This is a genomic window from Pseudarthrobacter sp. RHLT3-21, assembly GCF_059383495.1.
Window position 1 is genome coordinate 146,362 of sequence record NZ_JBWZCI010000009.1, and the last position, 17,351, is coordinate 163,712.

Sequence of the window (17,351 nt, forward strand, 5' to 3'; positions counted from 1 at the left end):
CCCAACCCAACGCATCACTTCCCCCAAAAGGATCCACCCGTGCCTTTCTTCCCCCTGCCCAATTTTCCCAAGCGGACTTCCAGCTTCGTTGCCCTCCTGGCCGCTGCCATGCTGCCGCTGACCCTGGCCGCCTGCACCGACAACAACGCCGCAGCGGCCGCCGGACCCATCAAGGTCTCCAGCACAGCCGACGCCTGCACGTTGTCCACCCAGACCACCAAGAGCGGCAACATCACCTTCGCCATCCAGAACGAAGGCAGCCAGGTCACGGAGTTCTACCTGCTGGCAGAGGACGGCCTGCGCATCATCGCCGAAGTCGAAAACATCGGCCCGGGCCTGACGCGGAACCTGGTGGTCACGGCCCCCGCCGGCACGTACACAACCGCGTGCAAGCCGGGCATGCAGGGCGACGGCATCCGCGCGGGCTTCGAGGTCACCGAGTCCGGGGAGAAGCCCCCCGTCGACACCAACATCAAGGCGCTCACGGACCAGGGCACCGCCCAGTACGTGTCGTACGTAAAGGACCAGACCGAGCAGCTGCTTGCCGGCACCAAGGACTTCGCCAAGGCCTACGCCGCCGGCGACACCGCCAACGCCCGCCAACTTTACGCCGCAACGCGCATGCACTGGGAGCGGATCGAACCTGTGGCGGAAGCCTTCGGCGACCTTGACCCGAAGCTGGACGCCCGCGAGGCCGACCTGGCGCCGGGTGAGGAATGGACCGGCTGGCACCGGGCCGAGAAGGACCTCTTCCCGCCAGCCGGTTTCGCCGCACTGACCGCCCCCGAGCGCGAAGCATTGGCAGCGCAGCTGGTTGTCGACACGGAGGAGCTGGCCGCCCGCACGCGGACGGTTGAGCTGACGGCGGACAAGCTGGGCAACGGGGCCAAGGAACTCCTCGATGAGGTGGCCACCGGCAAGGTCACCGGCGAGGAAGAGATCTGGTCCCACACGGACCTTTGGGACTTCCAGGCCAACGTTGACGGCGCAAGGATCGCCTTCGAGAACCTCCGGCCCGTCCTGGAGCTGAAGAACCCGGAACTCGCCACGTCCCTGGACGCCAAGTTCACCGCCCTCCAGGCCGAGCTGAAGCAGCACGCCCGCGGCGAAGGCTTCGTCTACTACGACGAGCTGAGCCAGGACCAGGTCCAGAAGCTGGCCGCCCTGGTTGACGCCCTCGGCGAACCCCTGTCCCACCTCACCGCGGCTGTTGTGCTGTGAGCGGCTGCCCGTTCGGGGGTGGCCAGCTCGACGCCGGCGCAGCGGGTTCCGCTGCCCAGGCACGTTCTGCTGCGGATGCCCACGCCCCTGCCACAGCCAGTGCCGCCGTCGCCGTCGCCGGAACGGCCCCCAGTCAGGAGGCAACGGCGTCGCGCTTGTCGCGCCGGGGACTCCTGTCCCTGGCCGGCGCCGGAGGCGCCGGTGCCTTGGCCGGCCTCGCCGCCGGACTGCTCAGTCGTGACACTCTGGCCGCCGTCGCCTCCCCGGCAACGGCCGGACCCACCGATGTGGTGCCATTCCACGGGGCAACACAGGCCGGGATCACCACCGCCGCGCAGGACCGCCTGCACATGGCCGCCTTCGATGTCATCACTGAGGACCGCAGTGCCCTCATCCAGCTGCTCAAGGACTGGACTGCCGCCGCCGAGGCCATGACACAAGGCCGGGAAACCGGCACCACCGGAGCCGTGGACGGCCCGTACGACGCACCGCCGGAGGACACGGGCGAGGCCCTGGGCCTGAGCGCCGGAAAGCTCACCGTGACGTTCGGTTTCGGTGCCGGGCTCTTCGAGAAGGACGGCAAGGCGCGGTTCGGCCTGGCAGGCCGCCGCCCGGAAGCCCTGATCGACCTTCCGCACTTCCCGGGCGATGACCTGGAGCCCAACCGCAGCGGCGGCGACATCATTGTCCAGGCCTGCGCCGACGATCCGCAGGTGGCTGTCCACGCCATCCGCAACCTGGCCCGGATCGGTTTCGGCAGGGTGCGCGTCCGCTGGTCCCAGCTCGGCTTCGGCCGCACGTCCTCCACGTCCCGGCAGCAGCAGACTCCGCGGAACCTGTTCGGCTTCAAGGACGGCACCAACAACCTTAAGGCCGAAGACACATCGCTCCTGCAGGAGCACGTCTGGGCCGGGGCAGGCTCCCGCCCGGAGGCAGCCTGGATGCAGGGCGGCAGCTACCTGGTGGCACGCCGGATCCGGATGCACATCGAGATCTGGGACCGCACCTCGCTGCGGGAACAGGAACAGCTGATCGGACGGACCAAGTCCGAAGGTGCGCCACTCTCCGGCGGCAAGGAGTTCAGCGCCCCGGACTTCGCCATCCAGGGAAGGGACGGCGAACCCCTGATGGGCATAGACTCGCACGTCCGGCTCGCCCACGCGGACCAGAACGACGGCGTGCGGATGCTCCGCCGCGGCTACAACTACACCGACGGCTCCGATGGGCTGGGGCACCTGGACGCGGGGCTGTTCTTCATCGCCTTCGTCAAGGATCCCCGCACCCACTACGTCCCCATGCAGCTTGCCATGGCCAAACAGGACACGCTTGCACTGGAATACCTCAAGCACACCGGCTCGGCCCTTGCCGCGGTTCCGCCGGGCATCCGGCCCGGCGGGTTCGTTGGCCAAGGCCTCTTCACATGATGGACGGCCGGGCATGAGCGCCCCCGCAGTAAGCTCAGCACTGTCCAGGCCGAGGCTATTGATTCCGGTTCTGACCGTGGCAGCAATGGGCGCGTGGGGCACTTCTGTCGCCGTCGGCAGTACCTGCATCTTTGAACATGGCGTCCACCGGCTGGCACTGTCCGCGCACGTCCTGGCCATGGTGCTGGCCTTCGGTTCGGTCATAGTGGTGGACTGGGTCGGCTTCCTGTGGCTCATCGGCAAACGCGGCCTGCACGACACGAGCCGGCTGGAATCCGCTGCGGCCCCGCTGATCTGGATCGGACTGGCGGGGCTGCTGCTGACCGGTGCATTCATCCATCCGGACATCACCAACCCGGGCACTCAGCTCAAGATGTGCTGCGTCCTGGGGCTGATGCTCAACGGCATTTCCCTGATCCCCGCCATGCGCACCTTGCATGCACTGCCCGATGGGACCATGTTCAAGGAGATCGCGGTGAACCTCCGGGCGCGGCTCCTGGTGGCGCTGGTTCTCTCACAGGGCTTCTGGTGGACGGCGATCATCTTCGGCTTTGCAACAGCATGAGCCGCCGCTAGCCGCGCTCTGAATTCATTACGTCACGCAACACTTACGTAATTCTTGTGATCCTGCTCACTTAAAGCGTCGATGGCTTGGAGGCTTAGGTATGGCTAACCTACGCTTTCTCAGGTGAGCCTCCCCGAATCCCCGGCCCACAAGGACTCCGGTCCCGTTGACTTTGTTCGCAGAAAGTAGCATTCAATGAAGATCCGCAACAGCGCTCTGGCCGGCATCGCATTCGCCGCCACCGCAGCCCTCGGACTGGCAGCCTGCGGCTCCAGCGCCCCCGCCCCTGCCGGTTCTGCGTCCGGAGGAGCCAGCCCCTCCGGCGAGATCACGGTCTACAACGCCCAGCACGAAAGCCTGACCCAGGAGTGGGTGGACGCCTTCACCAAGGAGACCGGCATCAAGGTCACTCTGCGCAACGGCGAAGACCCGGAGATGGCCCAGCAGATCATCCAGGAAGGCGAGGCCTCGCCGGCAGACGTCTTCCTCACGGAGAACTCCCCCGCAATGGCGCAAGTTGAGAACGCCGGACTGTTCGCGGACGTGGACAAGGCCATCGTGGACCAGGTGCCGGCCGGGTTCCGTCCGTCCACCAACAAGTGGACCGGCATCGCTGCCCGCTCCACCGTCCTGGTCTACGACAAGTCCAAGCTCACCGAGGACCAGCTGCCCAAGTCCATGCTGGATCTGGCCAAGCCGGAGTGGAAGGGCAAGTGGGCTGCATCGCCGTCAGGCGCTGACTTCCAGGCGATCGTTTCTGCACTGCTCGAGCTTAAGGGCGAGGCCGCCACTGAAGAGTGGCTCAAGGCCATGAAGGAAAACGTCAAGGCGTACAAGGGCAACAGCACCGCCATGAAGGCTGTCAACGCCGGCGAAGTCGACGCCGCTCTGATCTACCACTACTACTACTTCGGCGACCAGGCCAAGACCGGTGAAAACTCCAAGAACGTGGGCCAGCACTACTTCAAGAACCAGGACCCGGGCGCTTTCCTCTCCGTTTCCGGCGGCGGTGTGCTCAAGTCTTCCAAGAATGCTGCGGCAGCGCAGGCGTTCCTGAAGTTCATCACCGGCAAACAGGGCCAGGAAGTCCTCCAGAAGGGCACCTCCTTCGAGTACGCCATCGCCTCCGATATTCCGGCTAACGACAAGCTGGTGCCGATCAAGGAGCTGCAGGCTCCCGAGGTTGACCCAGCCAAGCTGAACTCCGAGAAGGTCACCGAGCTGATGAACACGGCAGGACTGCTGTAATTCTGTGACCACTGATCTATCGGCGCCGGAAACATCCGGAAGCACGACGACGGCGGGCCGGGGCAAACGCCCCCGCCCGCCTATCGGCTTTTCTGCGGTAGCCCTTCTGGCGGTGCTGATTGGACTGTTTTCCCTCGTCCCGCTGGGCTATGTCATCTATATGACGGCTGCCACGGGCTGGGACACGGCGGTCGGGCTGATCTTCAGGGCACGCGTCGGCGAGCTGCTGCTGAACACGGTCCTGCTGATTGTGATCACCGTGCCGCTATGCCTTGCGCTGGGCGTGGGGGCCGCGTGGCTGGTGGAGCGCACCAAGCTCCGCGGGCACAAGACTTGGGCGGTCCTGCTGGCCGCGCCGCTGGCCATTCCGGCTTTCGTGAACAGCTACGCGTGGGTTTCCGCGGTCCCCTCGCTGGAAGGCCTGTGGTCCGGCGTGCTGATCGCTACGCTCTCCTATTTTCCGCTGGTCTATATTCCCGCAGCAGCCACGCTGAGCCGGCTGGATCCGGCCATTGAACAGTCCGCCGCATCCCTGGGCCTGGGTGCCTGGCGCGTCTTTTTCCGGGTTGTGCTGCCGCAGCTGCGCATCGCAGTGACCGGTGGCGCCCTGCTGGTGTCGCTCCACCTGCTGGCCGAATACGGCGCCTTCGCGATGATCCGTTTTGATACGTTCACCACGGCGATCATGGTGCAGTACCGATCCACGTTCAACGGCACCGCCGGGAACATGCTGGCCAGTGTGCTGGTGTTCTTCTGCCTGATCCTGCTGCTTGTGGAAGTCCGCGGCCGTGGTTCAGCACGTTATGCCCGCGTTGGCTCGGGCGCCCAGGCCAGGGCGCTGCGGCTGCCCCTGCATGCATACCAGCTGCCCGGCCAGCTCGCCCTGCTTGCCCTTACAGGACTGGCCTTCGGGCTCCCGCTGTTTTTTGTACTGCGCTGGATTGTTGCCGGCGGCGCCGATATCTGGGCGGCGGACGAGTTCATGCCCGCGCTTCTGCAGACCCTCGGTTACGGACTCGCCGGCGCGGTGGTGACCACCGCCGTCGCGTTTCCCATGGCATACTTGGCCGTGCGGCACCCCAGCTGGTTCAGCAAGGCCCTGGAACTGTCCAACTACGTCACCAGCTCCATGCCGGGGATTGTGGTGGGGCTTGCGTTTGTCACCGTCAGTATCCGCCTGGCCCCCGGGGTTTACCAGACTGCAGGCGTGCTCATCGCCGCATATGTACTTTTGTTCCTGCCCCGGGCGCTCGTGAATATCCGCTCCGGGCTGTCGCAGGCGCCCAAGGAGCTGGATGAGGCCGCGCAGGCCCTGGGCAAACCTCCGCTGCAGTCCTTCATCCGGGTGACGCTCCGGCTGACGGCGCCCGCTGCAGCGGGTGGCGCGGCTTTGGTGTTCCTGGCTATCGCCAACGAACTGACTGCCACGCTCCTGCTCTCACCGAACGGCACCCGGACGCTCGCCACCGAGTTCTGGAGCAAGAGCAGCGAGATCGACTACGCCGGCGCCGCCCCCTACGCCCTGCTGATGATCCTCCTCTCGGCACCCATGACTTACCTTCTCTTCCAGCAGTCCAAGAAAGTGGCCGGACAGTGACCGAACAATCCCCCTCCAGGCCTCCGGAACCGCGGATCGCGCCGTCGGTAGCACCCTCCACCAACAGCCATCTGCAGATCACCGACGTCACCAAGAACTTTGCGTCCCAGGCCGTCCTCAAGGGCGTCAATTTGTCAGTCGCCAAGGGCGGCACCACCGCCATCGTGGGGCCCTCCGGCTCGGGCAAGACCACGCTGCTGCGGCTCATCGCCGGCTTTGAACACCCCGCCACCGGCAGCATCTCGCTCAACGGCAGCAAGGTGGCGGGCGACGGCGTGTGGTTGCCTGCGTATAAGCGCCAGGTGGGGTACGTGGCCCAGGACGGGGCGCTTTTCCCGCACCTGACGGTGGGCCAGAACATCGCTTTCGGACTGGACACGGCCAGGCTCGCGGGCGGCCGCCGCGGGGCGGCGGGCCGGATCAGCGAGCTGCTGGACATGGTCTCGCTGGACGCCTCCATGGCCAAGCGGCGGCCACACCAACTCTCCGGCGGGCAACAGCAGCGGGTGGCCCTGGCCCGCGCACTGGCCCGCGAACCCGAACTGATGCTGCTGGACGAGCCCTTTTCAGCCCTCGACGCCGGCCTGCGCGTGGCGACCCGGCGGGCCGTGGCCAAGGTCCTCAACAAAGCCGGCGTCACCACCATCCTCGTCACCCACGACCAGGCCGAGGCCCTGTCCTTCGCTGACCAGGTGGCCGTGATGCGCGGGGGCAAGCTGGCACAGATCGGCAACCCGTTTGTGGTTTACACCCGCCCCGCCGACCGCGCCACTGCGGAATTCCTCGGCGACGCCGTCATCCTTGACGCCTGGATGGAAGGCTCGCTGGCCACGTGCTCACTGGGCGGAATTCCCGTGCGCCGCCCGCCCGCGCAGGGCCGGGTGCAGCTGATGCTGCGTCCGGAACAGATCCGCATTGCCGAGGATGGCCCCATCCGCGGCGTGGTGGTGGACACCGACTACTTCGGCCCGGAAACCACCGTGCGACTCAAACTCTCTGTGCCACCTGAGCTGGCCGGCCGCGCCGACCACCGCTATCCCGGCGGCGGCGAAGTCATCACCATCCGGCACTGGAACGCCTCGATTGCCCGGCCGGGCATGGAACTCTGCCTGCGGGTGGTTGGCGAAGCCGTCGCTTTCCGGCAGGACGACTAACCCCAACTGAGTAGCAGTAACTGTCGTTATGAGCCCTCAAAACGACACTTACTGCTACTCAGTTGGGTGGGGGCGGCGGGTCGGCGGGCTTCTTCTTCTGCGGATACGGCGCCTCGCCCCGGGCCAGCATCTCCACAAAGCCGGCAATTTTCCGTTCACGCGTGGACGCCTGCTTCACGGAATTCGTCCGGTAAATCAGCGCATACCGGTTCACGGAGGTGAGGACGTCGAACATGGCCTGGGCCTCGGGGACGGCAGCGATGGCGGCGGCCAAATCCTGCGGAACTTCCGCCGTCGACTGTCCCACATAGGCTGCTTCCCAGCGCCCATCCGCCTTGGCGGCGTCGACGGCCGCGCGGCCCGCTGCGGTCATCCTGCCGGCAGCCTCAAGCTTCCCGATCCGGTCCACATTCCGCGCCGACCAGACGCTCTTCGGGCCGCGGCGGGTCATCCGCTGGAAGGAGGTGTCGTCGTCGCGCCTTTTGCCCTGACCGTCGATCCAGCCGAAGCACAGCGCCTCCTGCAACGCTGCTTCGTAGTCCAGTTCAGTGGTGTTGCCGCCCTTCTTGTGCAGGACCAGCCACACGCCAGGACTGGTGGCGTGGTGCTGTTCCAGCCACAGCCGCCACGTCGCCGCGTCCGCTACCAGCAGTTCCTCGAGTTCAATGGCCATGGCCCTATTCTGCCCGCCTTCTGCTGGAAGTGGCATGATGGCGGTAACCGACCTGTCCCGGTTTCGAGGAGGAACCCATGCTGCGTGTCCGACCCGTCCATTTCACCTCCCGGCCGGACCGTTGGGAACAGCTCCTGACTGCCCTGGGGTTGGCCAAGACAGTTGATGACGGCCCATGGCGGGAGTTCGACGCCGGTTCCGGCCGGCTGGCCCTGCATGTGGCCGACGCCAGTGCCACGGAGGACGGCACCACCGCCCTGGGCGTTGAGGTGGGCGATCTGGCGGAATTCGCCCGGCGCACCACCCTGGCCGCGGAGGAATCCGGGAACACCGTTGCCGAGCTCATCGCCGCTGACCACGGCAAGTCCTGCCGCGTCACCGGCCGGGATGGCTTCAGTTTCCTGGCTGACAAGGGGGCCCGCGAGCCGAACGCGACTGACGCTGATCCGGCCATGACCGTCGTCGGGGTCTGGTTTACGGAGGATCCCGGCGCCGCCGCGGTGACGCTGCAGGACATCGGCGCCAGGTTCCGCCCTGTCCCGGACGCCGACGAAACCGCCGACTTTACCGCCAAGAATGGCGGCGTGCTGATGGTACGCCCGGCGTCCGGCCCCGCGCGGTCCGGCTTGGGATTTGAGTACGACGGCGATCTGGGCGCCTTGCGTGACCGGCTCACCGCCGCCGGGCTGGACGTCAGCGAAACGGAGGAAGCCTTCGGCCGGACCCTGCACGTGGCCAACCCCGACGCCGCAGGAAGTTCCGGCCGTGCCACAACCGCCTCGCATGTTTCACCCACGCTCTGGATCTCGCAGCGCCTCGCCGCAGAGTGATCCGCCCGTAATCCGGCCATGATCCGGCCATGGGGTACCCCAGGGTAAGCCGGGAGTAAGCCGGCCGAGGGGTGAGATCCGGCGCTTTGGGCGACGCTTTACGCTGATAGCTCACCCCTCAGCGGTCCGCGGCCGTCCGATGGGGTAGAACTTAACCATGAACGTTCGCACTCCTGACCCCAATCCCGGCTGGCTCTCTGAAGAAGACCTTTTTGAGGCCCGCGGGAGGCTCCCCATGATCTACGTGGAGGCCGTGCCGGTCAGGCTGGATCCGCTGGGTTTTGTGAACGAGGTTGGCACGCTGCTCCAGGCCGATGAGGACGGAAACATGATCCGGTCGCTTGTATCGGGCCGAGTGATCTACCGCGAGACCATCCGCGCCGCACTCCTTCGCCATATGGAAAAGGACCTGGGGCCGCTCGCCTTTCCGCAGCTCCCCATCAGCCCGGTCCCTTTCACGGTGGCCGAGTACTTCCCGGCCCCGTCCCAGACCGGCTTCACCGACGACCGCCAACACGCCGTGTCCCTGGCGTACGTCATCCCCGTCACGGGCGAATGCGAGCCCCGCCAGGATGCCCTGGAACTGACTTGGATGACTCCTGCGGAAGTGCTTAGCGCCGACGTCCAGCTCGAATTCAGCGGCGGCCGCGGCTCCCTGGTACGCCAAGCGCTGGCCTTTGCCGGAGTGGGTAACTGACGCCCGCGGGTTCCCCGGCGTCCCCGACTTCCGGGGCCCCGCTTTGTAGACTGTAGGGCGGACCGCAAGAGAACTTAAGGACTCCCATGACCGAAACCCCAGCCGCCAGGCACTACAGCGAACAGCAGGCTGGATCTCTGACCACCGGCGATCAGCTCCTCCTCCCCGACGGTGAACGCACCGCCGAAATCCAGCGCGTGGAGTTTGAACCGGATGATTTCGGGACCCCGGCGTTGGTCCTGGCAAACCTCACCGGCGGCGGCACTCTCCGCATCGCAGCCGGCTCCACCGTGAAGATTCTGGACACAACAGTCCGGGTCATCACGGTTCCGGACCCCACCCTCCAGGACACAACGCCCGACGCCGTCACGCAGCTTCCGGTCGCGGCGCAACCCCCTGCCGAACAGCCCCAACACACCGGCGAAGCGGAGGCAGCCCCGGCGGCTCCCGCCGTCGTCGTACCTCCCCTGCCGGCCATCCCGCCCGCGGCGAGTGGCCCGTCCGAGGAAGAACTGGCTCGGATTCCGGCGCCGCAGGGCACACCCGAAGCGGTGGTGGAGGCTGCCGCGGAAGCGCATCCGGACGCCGTTGGGGTGCTGCTGCTGGCGGACAAGCTGGCCAAGGGCATCAACTTCAAGTCCGGCAGCTGCCTCAAGGACCTCAGCGACCTCGCCCACGAACTGTTCATCACACACAAGGATCCGGACGGTGCGCTCACCGTGGCGGACCTGCTCAACGTCCTGCCGTTCGATGGCAACCCGGGCCGGTGGGCGTCCGTGGAGGCGTCGCTGGCGTTGTCCAGCTTCATCTGCCGCCAGGAGCGGCAGGAGGAGCGCGCCGAAGTCTACGAAAAGCTGCTGCGCACGCCGGAAAACCAGGAAACAGACCCATTCAAGGCGCGGATGAACGCCAAGGTGCGCCAGCGTTCGCTGAACGAACCAAATCTGTACGACAAAGAGATCTTCCGCTCGATCGACAACTCCAACCATGAAGCCGAGCGGGAGTGGCGGCTGCTGCGCCTCGAATCCCTGCTGTTCCTCCGGGCACACGGCGGGTCTGAGACGATCGGCGTCGGCGAACTCCAGCGCCGGATCAGCAACGAACTCGAGGCCGTCCGGGCCTGAGCTGTCCGGGCGGGGGAATTACCCCCTACCCGGGGCTGCGCCCGCGTTGTAGATTCGGGCTATGACGAACAATCTAAGCGTGGTGATAAATGCTGACGCGCCGCAGGTCTGGACCATGCTGCGCGAACCGGCCAAAGTGGCCCAGTGGCACGGCTGGGAGGCTGACGAACTGGCTGATGAGATTGACGGGATCTACTTCAGCAGCAACGTCGTTGAAGCCCCGGACCACACCAGCCTGACCACCAACGGCGGCGACGTCTTCGACCTGAAACCGGTGCCCGCCGGGACTCTGGTCAGCGTCACCCGGGCAGCCCTGGACCATAACTCGGAATGGGCGGCCTGGGACGAGGACATCACCCAGGGCTGGCTGACGTTCCTCCAGCAACTCCGCTTCGCGCTGGAACACCACCCGCACGGCAAACGGCACACGTTGTTCTTCGAACTTCCCGGTGAGCCGGCTTCCGCCATCGAAAAGCTGGGGTTATCGGACGTGCCCGCGCCGGGTGAGACGTACGTGCTGACGCTGGCTACCGGCGAGGAGATCACCGGCAAGGTCTGGTTCCACAGCAACCACCAGGTGGGGCTCACCGTCCACGGTTACGCGGGGCACGGGGACGGCCTGCTGATTGTGGCGGACCAGCCCGTCATTGAAGGGCTCAGGCCCCACGGCGGCGCCAGGGTGATCGCGTCGACATACGATCTGGGGGCCCACAAAGTGGAGTCCATCCATTCGCTCTGGGACAGCTGGCGGGCTGAGAACTACCCCACATCGGAAGCGGCCCACTGAGGGATCGGCGACGTTTGCTGGCACACTGGAACCGTGCCAGCCAACCCCGCCTCCGCTACATCTGTGTCCGTTTCGGCCGTCTCACCTGATCCCCTCTCAGCCGCGGCAGTCTCCGCCATAGCAGCGGACCAGTCGCAGTTTTCCTTCACCGTTGGCACACGGCTTGCTGACAGCTGTGCGGCGTCGGCCGCCCAGCTATCTGCCAACGGCGGCGAATTCCTGGGCCGCACGGGGACCATCAGCACGCCCCACGGCGAGATCCGCACGCCGGCGTTCATCGCCGTCGGGACCAAAGCCACGGTGAAGTCCGTCCTGCCGGAATCCATGGCGGACCTGGGTGCACAGGCGCTCCTGGCCAACGCGTACCACCTGTACCTGCAGCCCGGAGCGGACATCCTGGACGAGGCCGGCGGGCTGGGAACGTTCATGAACTGGTCCGGCCCGACGTTCACGGACTCCGGCGGGTTCCAGGTGATGAGCCTCGGGTCCGGGTTCAAGAAGGTCATCGACATGAAGTCGGTGGACACCTCCGGCCCGGACGACGCCGTAGCACCGGGCAAGGAACGCCTGGCCCACATCGACGACGACGGCGTCTGGTTCAAATCGTATCTCAACGGGGACCGCCACCGCTTCTCCCCCGAAATTTCCATGCTGGTCCAGCACCAGATCGGCGCGGACATCATGTTCGCCTTCGACGAGCTGACCACGCTGCAGAACTCCCGCGGCTACCAGGAGGAATCGCTGGAGCGCACCCGGTTGTGGGCACTGCGCTGCCTCGAGGAGCATTTCCGGCTGACCTCCGAGCGGGTGGGGAAGCCGTACCAGGCCCTGTTCGGCGTGATCCAGGGTGCGCAGTATGAGGACCTGCGCCGGAAGGCCTGCCGGGACCTTGGCGCCATGGACTTCGACGGCTACGGCATCGGCGGGGCGCTGGAGAAGGAGAACCTGGGCACGATTGTGCGCTGGTGCAACGAGGAGCTGCCGGAGGACAAGCCGCGGCACCTGCTGGGTATCTCGGAGCCGGACGACATCTTCACGGCCATCGAGAACGGCGCGGACACCTTCGACTGCGTCTCCCCCACCCGGGTGGCCCGCAACTCCGCGTTCTACACGCCTGCGGGCCGCTTCAACCTGTCCGGCGCCAAGTACAAGCGCGACTTCGGGCCGCTCCAGGAGGGGTGTGACTGCTACGCCTGCGCCAACTACTCGCGGGCCTATATCCATCACCTGTTCAAGGCCAAGGAAATGCTCTCCGCCACGCTGATCTCCATCCACAACGAACGCTTTGTGGTGAAGATGGTGGACGACGCCCGGCTGGCCATCGAAGCCGGGACCTTCTTCGAGTTCAAGGCCGAGACCCTGGCGCAGTACTACTGAGTCACACGCTCCCGGGTGGGCGGCGCCCGAAGGCGAGTCCCGCCGTCGTCCTCCGATATCCTGACCAAATGCTCATCGAAATCGCTGCCGCAGAAGGCACAGCCGAGGCCCTCATGGCCCGCCCCTCTTCCGGCGAAGGCCCCTTCCCCGGCGTCATCCTCTACATGGACGCCTTCGGCCTGCGCCCCCGCATCGAGGAGATGGCGCAGCGCATCGCCGACTGGGGCTACGTGGTCCTCGCGCCGAACGCCTTCTACCGCGAAGGCACGGCCGCGGAACTCGCGCCGGCCCTGGACATGACCACTCCGGATGGCCGGGCAGCTGCCGGCAAGGCCGCGTTCCCGCGCGTCGGACGCCTCACCACGGACAAAGCGCTGCCGGACATTGATGCGTGGGTGGAAGCGCTGGGAACGCTCGACGGCGTCGCGCCGGGTCCGATCGGCACGTTCGGCTACTGCATGGGCGCCCGTCTCGCCGTCCGCACGGCCATCGCCCACCCCGAAGCGGTGGCAGCCTGTGGCGGCTTCCACGGCGGCGGGCTTGCGAGCGATGCCCCGGACAGCCCCCATCTGGGACTCGACAAGGCCCGGGCGCGGTTCGTCTTCGGCCACGCCGACCACGACAAGAGCATGGATCCCGACGCCGTTGCGCGCCTGGGCGCGGCGCTTGACGATGCCGGGCTCAAGGCTTCCAACGAGATCTACGCCGGGGCGCCGCACGGCTATTCGATGGCGGACACCTCGATGTTCCACTCGGAGGCCACGGAGCGGCACTACGCCGAGCTCCGCGCCCTCCTCGACGGGACGCTCAAGGGCTGAGGCTAGGCGGGGGCTGACCCTGCGCCGTAGCTTGGTTCGCGCTTCTTGATCCACCCGATCACCAGGGACGTCACCGGGACGAACAGGAACTCAACCAGGGTCTTGTAGACAAAGCCCACCACCACGTAGTTCACGAACGTGCCGAAGTCGGTGATGCCGATGACGGAGGCGGCGATGCTGCAGAAAATCAGGGTGTCCACGAATTCACCGGCACCGGTAGAGCTCATCAGCCGCGCCCAGAGGGATTTCTCCCCGGAGCGGGCCTTCATCTTCACCAGGATCCACGAGTTGATGGTCTGGCCGGCCAGGAATGCCACCAGCGAGGCGAGCACAATCTGCGGCACCGGACCCAAAGCCCCCTCAAGGGCCACCTGCTTGGACGTGCCGAAGTCATCATCAAAGCCGGGCAGGGCGATGATCACCCAGTAGCAAATTGAGGCGAACACGGACAGTGCGAAAGTGGTGAAGATGGCTTTGCGAGCCACCTTGAAGCCGTAGACCTCGCTGATGACGTCGCCCAGGATGTAGGCAAGCGGGAAGAGGAAGAAGCCGCCGTCGGTGATGATCGGGCCGATCGCCACGCCCTTGGATGCGCCGATGTTCGACAGGATCAGCACCACGGCCATAAAGGCCAGCATGATGCCGAAGTACGGCGAGCCGATCGATGCAAATTTGGGTGCCGTCGGGGCGGAGCTGTCGATGGGCAGGGCGTCAGGGCCCGAGGGGGAAGACATGGGGAGATTCCATTCGTAGTGGTTCGCTCGGCGTACCGTTCCCGCAACGAAATTTGCGGCGGACGCCGGCTGTATTAGCACTGTCACGACATTCTCCCACCGAACATACATCGCCGCAGTTTTGAACACGTTCAGTTTCATGCCATACTCACTTTTGAACACGTTCAAAAGGGGAGAAATCATGGCCGCCAAGAGCGAACAGACCAGGCAACTGGTAGCGGACGTCGCGCTGCGCATGTTCCGCGAGATCGGATTCGAGAAGACCACCATGCGGGCCATCGCGGCCGAAGCCGGGGTCTCCGTGGGCAACGCGTATTACTACTTCGCCTCCAAGGACGACCTGGTGCAGGAACTGTACGTCCAGGTCCAGGCAGAGCATGCGGCCAAGGCGGACGAGGCACTCGAGGGCCTCACCGATCTGGGCAGCCGCCTGAAGGCCACGCTGCACGCCGGCCTGGATGTCATGGCGCCGTACCACCGCTTCGGCGCCGACTTCGCGGCCACTGCCATCCGGCCGACGTCGCCCGTCAACCCCTTCGCGGGCGAGTCGACGGCGGCCCGAGAGGCCTCGCTCGGCATCTTCCGGGCAGCGGTGGAAGGCGCCAGCCCGCCGGCCCCGAAGAAACTCCGTGCGGACCTGCCGGAACTGCTCTGGCTGGGCTACATGGGGATCGCGCTGTTCTGGGTGTACGACACGTCGGAAGGCCAGCGCCGCACCCGGAAACTCGTGGACGGAGCCGTCCCGTTGATCGCCCGGGGGCTTTCGCTGGCAAGGATTCCCGGCGTCAACAAGGTGCTGGACGATGTCCTCAGCCTGAGCCGCAGCATCCGCGACTGAACACGCCACCGAACACAAAGCAGGGGGAAGAAATGAACAGGACAAACACCGTGGTGCTCGCCGGAGCCTCGGGCTTCATCGGCACCTATCTCCGGGACCGCTTCGAACAGGACGGCTGGACGGTGCGCACCATCGGCCGCCGGGCCACCGAGGGTACGGCCGAAGCGGCCAACTGGAACGACGACGGCGCCATCACCAGGGTTCTGGACGGCGCCGACCTGCTGGTGAACCTTGCCGGACGATCGGTCAACTGCCGCTATAACGCCAGGAACAAGGCGGCCATCCTCGATTCCCGCGTCTCCACCACGGCGGCACTCGGCCGTGCCCTCGGACGTTGCGAGGCGCCGCCGTCGGCCTGGCTCAACGCCAGCACCGGCACCATCTACCGGCACGCGGACGACCGGCCCCAAACAGAGTCCGACGGCGAACTCGGCACCGGGTTTTCCGTGGACGTGGCTCGCGCCTGGGAAGGCGCCCTGGACAAGGCCCGCACCCCCGGGACGCGGAAAATCCCGCTGCGGATCTCGATCGTCCTGGGGCCTGGCGGCGGCGCCCTGCGGCCCTTTGCTACGTTGGCGCGGCTTGGCCTGGGCGGACACATGGGCCACGGCAATCAGAAGTTCAGCTGGATTCACGTGGAAGACCTGTACCGCGCCGTCCGCTTCCTCCAGGCGCGAACGGACATTTCGGGCCCCGTGAATGTCGCCTCCCCCGACGTCGTGGATAACCGGGAACTGATGCGGCTGGTCCGCCGGGCCTACGGCGCCAGACTGGGCATCCCCACACCCGCCTGGCTGCTCCGGCTTGGGGCCGTACTGGTCCGCACGGACACCGAATTGGTGCTGAAAAGCCGGTGGGTGCAGCCGCAGAAGCTTCTCGATGCGGGGTTCATCTTCCGGCAGCCCGAGCTGGGCCGCGCACTGCTCACCATCGCCAAAGGGACGGCATGAGCCGGCCGCACCGGCTGACGTTCGGCCCCGGAGCGTTCCTGTTGGGAGCCGCCATCACCGTACTGCTGTTCGGCTTTCCGCATGGTGCGACAGGCTACGTTTTCGGAATCCTTGCCGCCGTGATTCTCGGCATGCCCCTGGCCCTGGCGACGGGAATCCTGATGCGGCCCGTCCGTGACCAGTGGCTCCATATCCTGGCGATTGGCGGGGCGGGGTTGGTCACAGGCCTTCTTACCCTCCCCTTCCTCATGGGGACCCACTGGCACACCATGTGGGGGTTGGTCCTGTGGACCGGATTCTGCGCGGCCGTAGGGAGATCGGCTGTGGTTGGCCGCGTGACCACACATGACCACGGTGAACACGCCGAGCATGTTGGCCCGACGCCGGATGGCAGGATAGTGCCATGACTTTAGCTTCAGCTGCCCTCCAGTCCCCCGTGTCCGCTCCCGCCGTCGTCCTGACCATCGCGGGGTCCGAAGCGACGGGTGGCGCCGGTGCCCAGGCCGACCTGAAGACGTTCCAGGAGCTGGGCGTGTTTGGTATCGCCAACCTGACCTGCATCGTGTCCTTCGATCCGAGCGACAACTGGAACCACCGCTTTGTGCCGGTGGACCAGCAGGTGATCGCGGACCAGTTGGAAGCCACGACGGCGGCCTACGGTCCGGCGTCAGGGGTCACCGCTGGCGGGGCGTCAGGCGAGCCGTCGGTGCCGGGCCGTCCGGTCCTGGACACCGTGAAGATCGGCATGCTGGGCAGCCCTGCCACCATCAGCACGGTTGCGGCGGCACTGAAAACGGGCCAGTTCCGTAACGTGGTGCTGGATCCGGTGCTGATCTGCAAGGGCCAGGAGCCGGGCCACGCACTGGACACGGACCAGGCCCTGAAGACGCAGATCCTGCCGCTGGCCACGTTCGTCACGCCCAACCACTTCGAAGCCGAATCGCTGTCCGGCCTGGCGATCACCGACGTCGAGTCCTTGAAAGCCGCAGCAGTCCTCATCCACGAGCTCAGCGGCGCTGCAGTTCTCGCCAAGGGCGGGGTGCGGCTGGCTGGCCCGGACGCCGTCGACGTTTACTACGACGGCGAGACCCTCGAAGTCCTCAGCGCTCCCAAGGTGGGCGACGTGGCGGTGTCCGGTGCCGGCTGCTCGCTCGCCGCGGCGGTGACGGCAGAACTTGCCAAGGGGGCCACGCCGCTGGAAGCTGCCCGGGCCGCCAAGGACTTTGTCACGGCAGGCATCCGCAACCGCGTGGCCTCCGGCGCGCCGTTCGACGCCCTCTGGCAGGGTGGCCCGCGCTAAACCAGCAACCCCGG

General features: G+C 66.3%; 18 protein-coding genes. 16 read left to right on the forward strand and 2 right to left on the reverse strand.

The genetic code is table 11. The annotated features are described in order from the left end of the window. Nucleotides 1-39 precede the first annotated feature (39 nt). From efeO to AC50YA_RS12285, 6 genes are all read left to right on the forward strand, one after another. Nucleotides 40-1,221, forward strand: a complete 1,182-nt coding sequence (gene efeO, locus AC50YA_RS12260; RefSeq protein WP_494982545.1) for an iron uptake system protein EfeO — start codon at nt 40-42, stop codon at nt 1,219-1,221. Further along, nucleotides 1,218-2,645, forward strand: coding sequence for an iron uptake transporter deferrochelatase/peroxidase subunit (gene efeB, locus AC50YA_RS12265; protein WP_494982546.1), 1,428 nt, complete (start codon nt 1,218-1,220; stop codon nt 2,643-2,645). The genes efeO and efeB overlap by 4 nt, the downstream gene beginning before the upstream one ends. 13 nt (nt 2,646-2,658) lie before the next feature. Continuing rightward, entirely contained in the window at nt 2,659-3,210 is a 552-nt protein-coding gene (locus AC50YA_RS12270) for a hypothetical protein (RefSeq protein ID WP_494982547.1), read from the forward strand. Nucleotides 3,211-3,405: 195 nt separating this feature from the next. Next, complete coding sequence (locus AC50YA_RS12275) at nt 3,406-4,458, forward strand: iron ABC transporter substrate-binding protein (protein ID WP_494982548.1); 1,053 nt, start codon at nt 3,406-3,408, stop codon at nt 4,456-4,458. A 4-nt stretch (nt 4,459-4,462) separates the two neighbouring features. After that, entirely contained in the window at nt 4,463-6,055 is a 1,593-nt protein-coding gene (locus tag AC50YA_RS12280; RefSeq protein WP_494982549.1) for an ABC transporter permease, read from the forward strand. Next, nucleotides 6,052-7,209, forward strand: coding sequence for an ABC transporter ATP-binding protein (locus tag AC50YA_RS12285; protein WP_494982550.1), 1,158 nt, complete (start codon nt 6,052-6,054; stop codon nt 7,207-7,209). Before AC50YA_RS12280 ends, AC50YA_RS12285 begins: the two co-directional genes overlap by 4 nt. 58 nt (nt 7,210-7,267) lie before the next feature. Here AC50YA_RS12285 and AC50YA_RS12290 read toward each other — a convergent pair whose 3' ends face one another. Continuing rightward, entirely contained in the window at nt 7,268-7,882 is a 615-nt protein-coding gene (locus AC50YA_RS12290; RefSeq protein ID WP_494982551.1) for a YdeI/OmpD-associated family protein, read from the reverse strand. A 77-nt stretch (nt 7,883-7,959) separates the two neighbouring features. Between AC50YA_RS12290 and AC50YA_RS12295 the strand changes: the two genes are divergently transcribed. The 6 genes from AC50YA_RS12295 to AC50YA_RS12320 all read left to right on the forward strand — a co-directional run bounded on the left by AC50YA_RS12295 (nt 7,960) and on the right by AC50YA_RS12320 (nt 13,515). Then, nucleotides 7,960-8,712, forward strand: a complete 753-nt coding sequence (locus AC50YA_RS12295; RefSeq protein ID WP_494982552.1) for a VOC family protein — start codon at nt 7,960-7,962, stop codon at nt 8,710-8,712. A gap of 157 nt (nt 8,713-8,869) precedes the next feature. Then, complete coding sequence (locus AC50YA_RS12300; protein ID WP_252566979.1) at nt 8,870-9,409, forward strand: NUDIX hydrolase family protein; 540 nt, start codon at nt 8,870-8,872, stop codon at nt 9,407-9,409. 86 nt (nt 9,410-9,495) lie between these two features. Beyond that, nucleotides 9,496-10,533, forward strand: a complete 1,038-nt coding sequence (locus tag AC50YA_RS12305) for a DUF6707 family protein (RefSeq protein WP_494982553.1) — start codon at nt 9,496-9,498, stop codon at nt 10,531-10,533. A gap of 61 nt (nt 10,534-10,594) precedes the next feature. After that, complete coding sequence (locus AC50YA_RS12310; RefSeq protein WP_494982554.1) at nt 10,595-11,320, forward strand: SRPBCC family protein; 726 nt, start codon at nt 10,595-10,597, stop codon at nt 11,318-11,320. Between the two features lie 33 nt (nt 11,321-11,353). Beyond that, on the forward strand, nt 11,354-12,697 hold the full coding sequence (gene tgt / locus AC50YA_RS12315) for a tRNA guanosine(34) transglycosylase Tgt (RefSeq protein ID WP_494982555.1): 1,344 nt from the start codon (nt 11,354-11,356) through the stop codon (nt 12,695-12,697). Between the two features lie 68 nt (nt 12,698-12,765). Further along, entirely contained in the window at nt 12,766-13,515 is a 750-nt protein-coding gene (locus tag AC50YA_RS12320) for a dienelactone hydrolase family protein (RefSeq protein ID WP_494982556.1), read from the forward strand. 2 nt (nt 13,516-13,517) lie between these two features. Here the strand turns inward: AC50YA_RS12320 and AC50YA_RS12325 are convergent, their stop codons facing one another. Then, a complete protein-coding gene (locus AC50YA_RS12325) occupies nt 13,518-14,249 on the reverse strand; it encodes a queuosine precursor transporter (RefSeq protein ID WP_494982557.1) in 732 nt (243 codons plus the stop codon). A 181-nt stretch (nt 14,250-14,430) separates the two neighbouring features. Between AC50YA_RS12325 and AC50YA_RS12330 the strand changes: the two genes are divergently transcribed. The 4 genes from AC50YA_RS12330 to AC50YA_RS12345 are packed head-to-tail and all read left to right on the forward strand — an operon-like array spanning nt 14,431 to nt 17,337. Beyond that, nucleotides 14,431-15,087: a TetR/AcrR family transcriptional regulator gene (locus AC50YA_RS12330; RefSeq protein WP_494982558.1), complete on the forward strand. Its 657-nt coding sequence runs from the start codon at nt 14,431-14,433 to the stop codon at nt 15,085-15,087. Between the two features lie 32 nt (nt 15,088-15,119). Beyond that, nucleotides 15,120-16,037 carry a TIGR01777 family oxidoreductase gene (locus AC50YA_RS12335; RefSeq protein ID WP_494982559.1) on the forward strand — a complete coding sequence of 306 codons (918 nt, stop codon included), beginning with the start codon at nt 15,120-15,122 and terminating at the stop codon, nt 16,035-16,037. Beyond that, nucleotides 16,034-16,444 carry a hypothetical protein gene (locus AC50YA_RS12340; protein WP_494982560.1) on the forward strand — a complete coding sequence of 137 codons (411 nt, stop codon included), beginning with the start codon at nt 16,034-16,036 and terminating at the stop codon, nt 16,442-16,444. Before AC50YA_RS12335 ends, AC50YA_RS12340 begins: the two co-directional genes overlap by 4 nt. Then, nucleotides 16,441-17,337 carry a hydroxymethylpyrimidine/phosphomethylpyrimidine kinase gene (locus AC50YA_RS12345; RefSeq protein ID WP_494982561.1) on the forward strand — a complete coding sequence of 299 codons (897 nt, stop codon included), beginning with the start codon at nt 16,441-16,443 and terminating at the stop codon, nt 17,335-17,337. Before AC50YA_RS12340 ends, AC50YA_RS12345 begins: the two co-directional genes overlap by 4 nt. Nucleotides 17,338-17,351 lie beyond the last annotated feature (14 nt).

Coding starts and splice junctions, on each gene's coding strand:
- AC50YA_RS12275 (WP_494982548.1), top strand. CDS start 3,406: ATGAAGATCCGCAACAGCGCTCTGGCCGGCATCGCATTCGCCGCCACC.
- AC50YA_RS12310 (WP_494982554.1), top strand. CDS start 10,595: ATGACGAACAATCTAAGCGTGGTGATAAATGCTGACGCGCCGCAGGTC.
- AC50YA_RS12325 (WP_494982557.1), bottom strand. CDS start 14,249: ATGTCTTCCCCCTCGGGCCCTGACGCCCTGCCCATCGACAGCTCCGCC.
- AC50YA_RS12320 (WP_494982556.1), top strand. CDS start 12,766: ATGCTCATCGAAATCGCTGCCGCAGAAGGCACAGCCGAGGCCCTCATG.
- AC50YA_RS12335 (WP_494982559.1), top strand. CDS start 15,120: ATGAACAGGACAAACACCGTGGTGCTCGCCGGAGCCTCGGGCTTCATC.
- AC50YA_RS12340 (WP_494982560.1), top strand. CDS start 16,034: ATGAGCCGGCCGCACCGGCTGACGTTCGGCCCCGGAGCGTTCCTGTTG.
- AC50YA_RS12305 (WP_494982553.1), top strand. CDS start 9,496: ATGACCGAAACCCCAGCCGCCAGGCACTACAGCGAACAGCAGGCTGGA.
- AC50YA_RS12295 (WP_494982552.1), top strand. CDS start 7,960: ATGCTGCGTGTCCGACCCGTCCATTTCACCTCCCGGCCGGACCGTTGG.
- AC50YA_RS12345 (WP_494982561.1), top strand. CDS start 16,441: ATGACTTTAGCTTCAGCTGCCCTCCAGTCCCCCGTGTCCGCTCCCGCC.
- AC50YA_RS12300 (WP_252566979.1), top strand. CDS start 8,870: ATGAACGTTCGCACTCCTGACCCCAATCCCGGCTGGCTCTCTGAAGAA.
- AC50YA_RS12330 (WP_494982558.1), top strand. CDS start 14,431: ATGGCCGCCAAGAGCGAACAGACCAGGCAACTGGTAGCGGACGTCGCG.
- AC50YA_RS12290 (WP_494982551.1), bottom strand. CDS start 7,882: ATGGCCATTGAACTCGAGGAACTGCTGGTAGCGGACGCGGCGACGTGG.
- AC50YA_RS12270 (WP_494982547.1), top strand. CDS start 2,659: ATGAGCGCCCCCGCAGTAAGCTCAGCACTGTCCAGGCCGAGGCTATTG.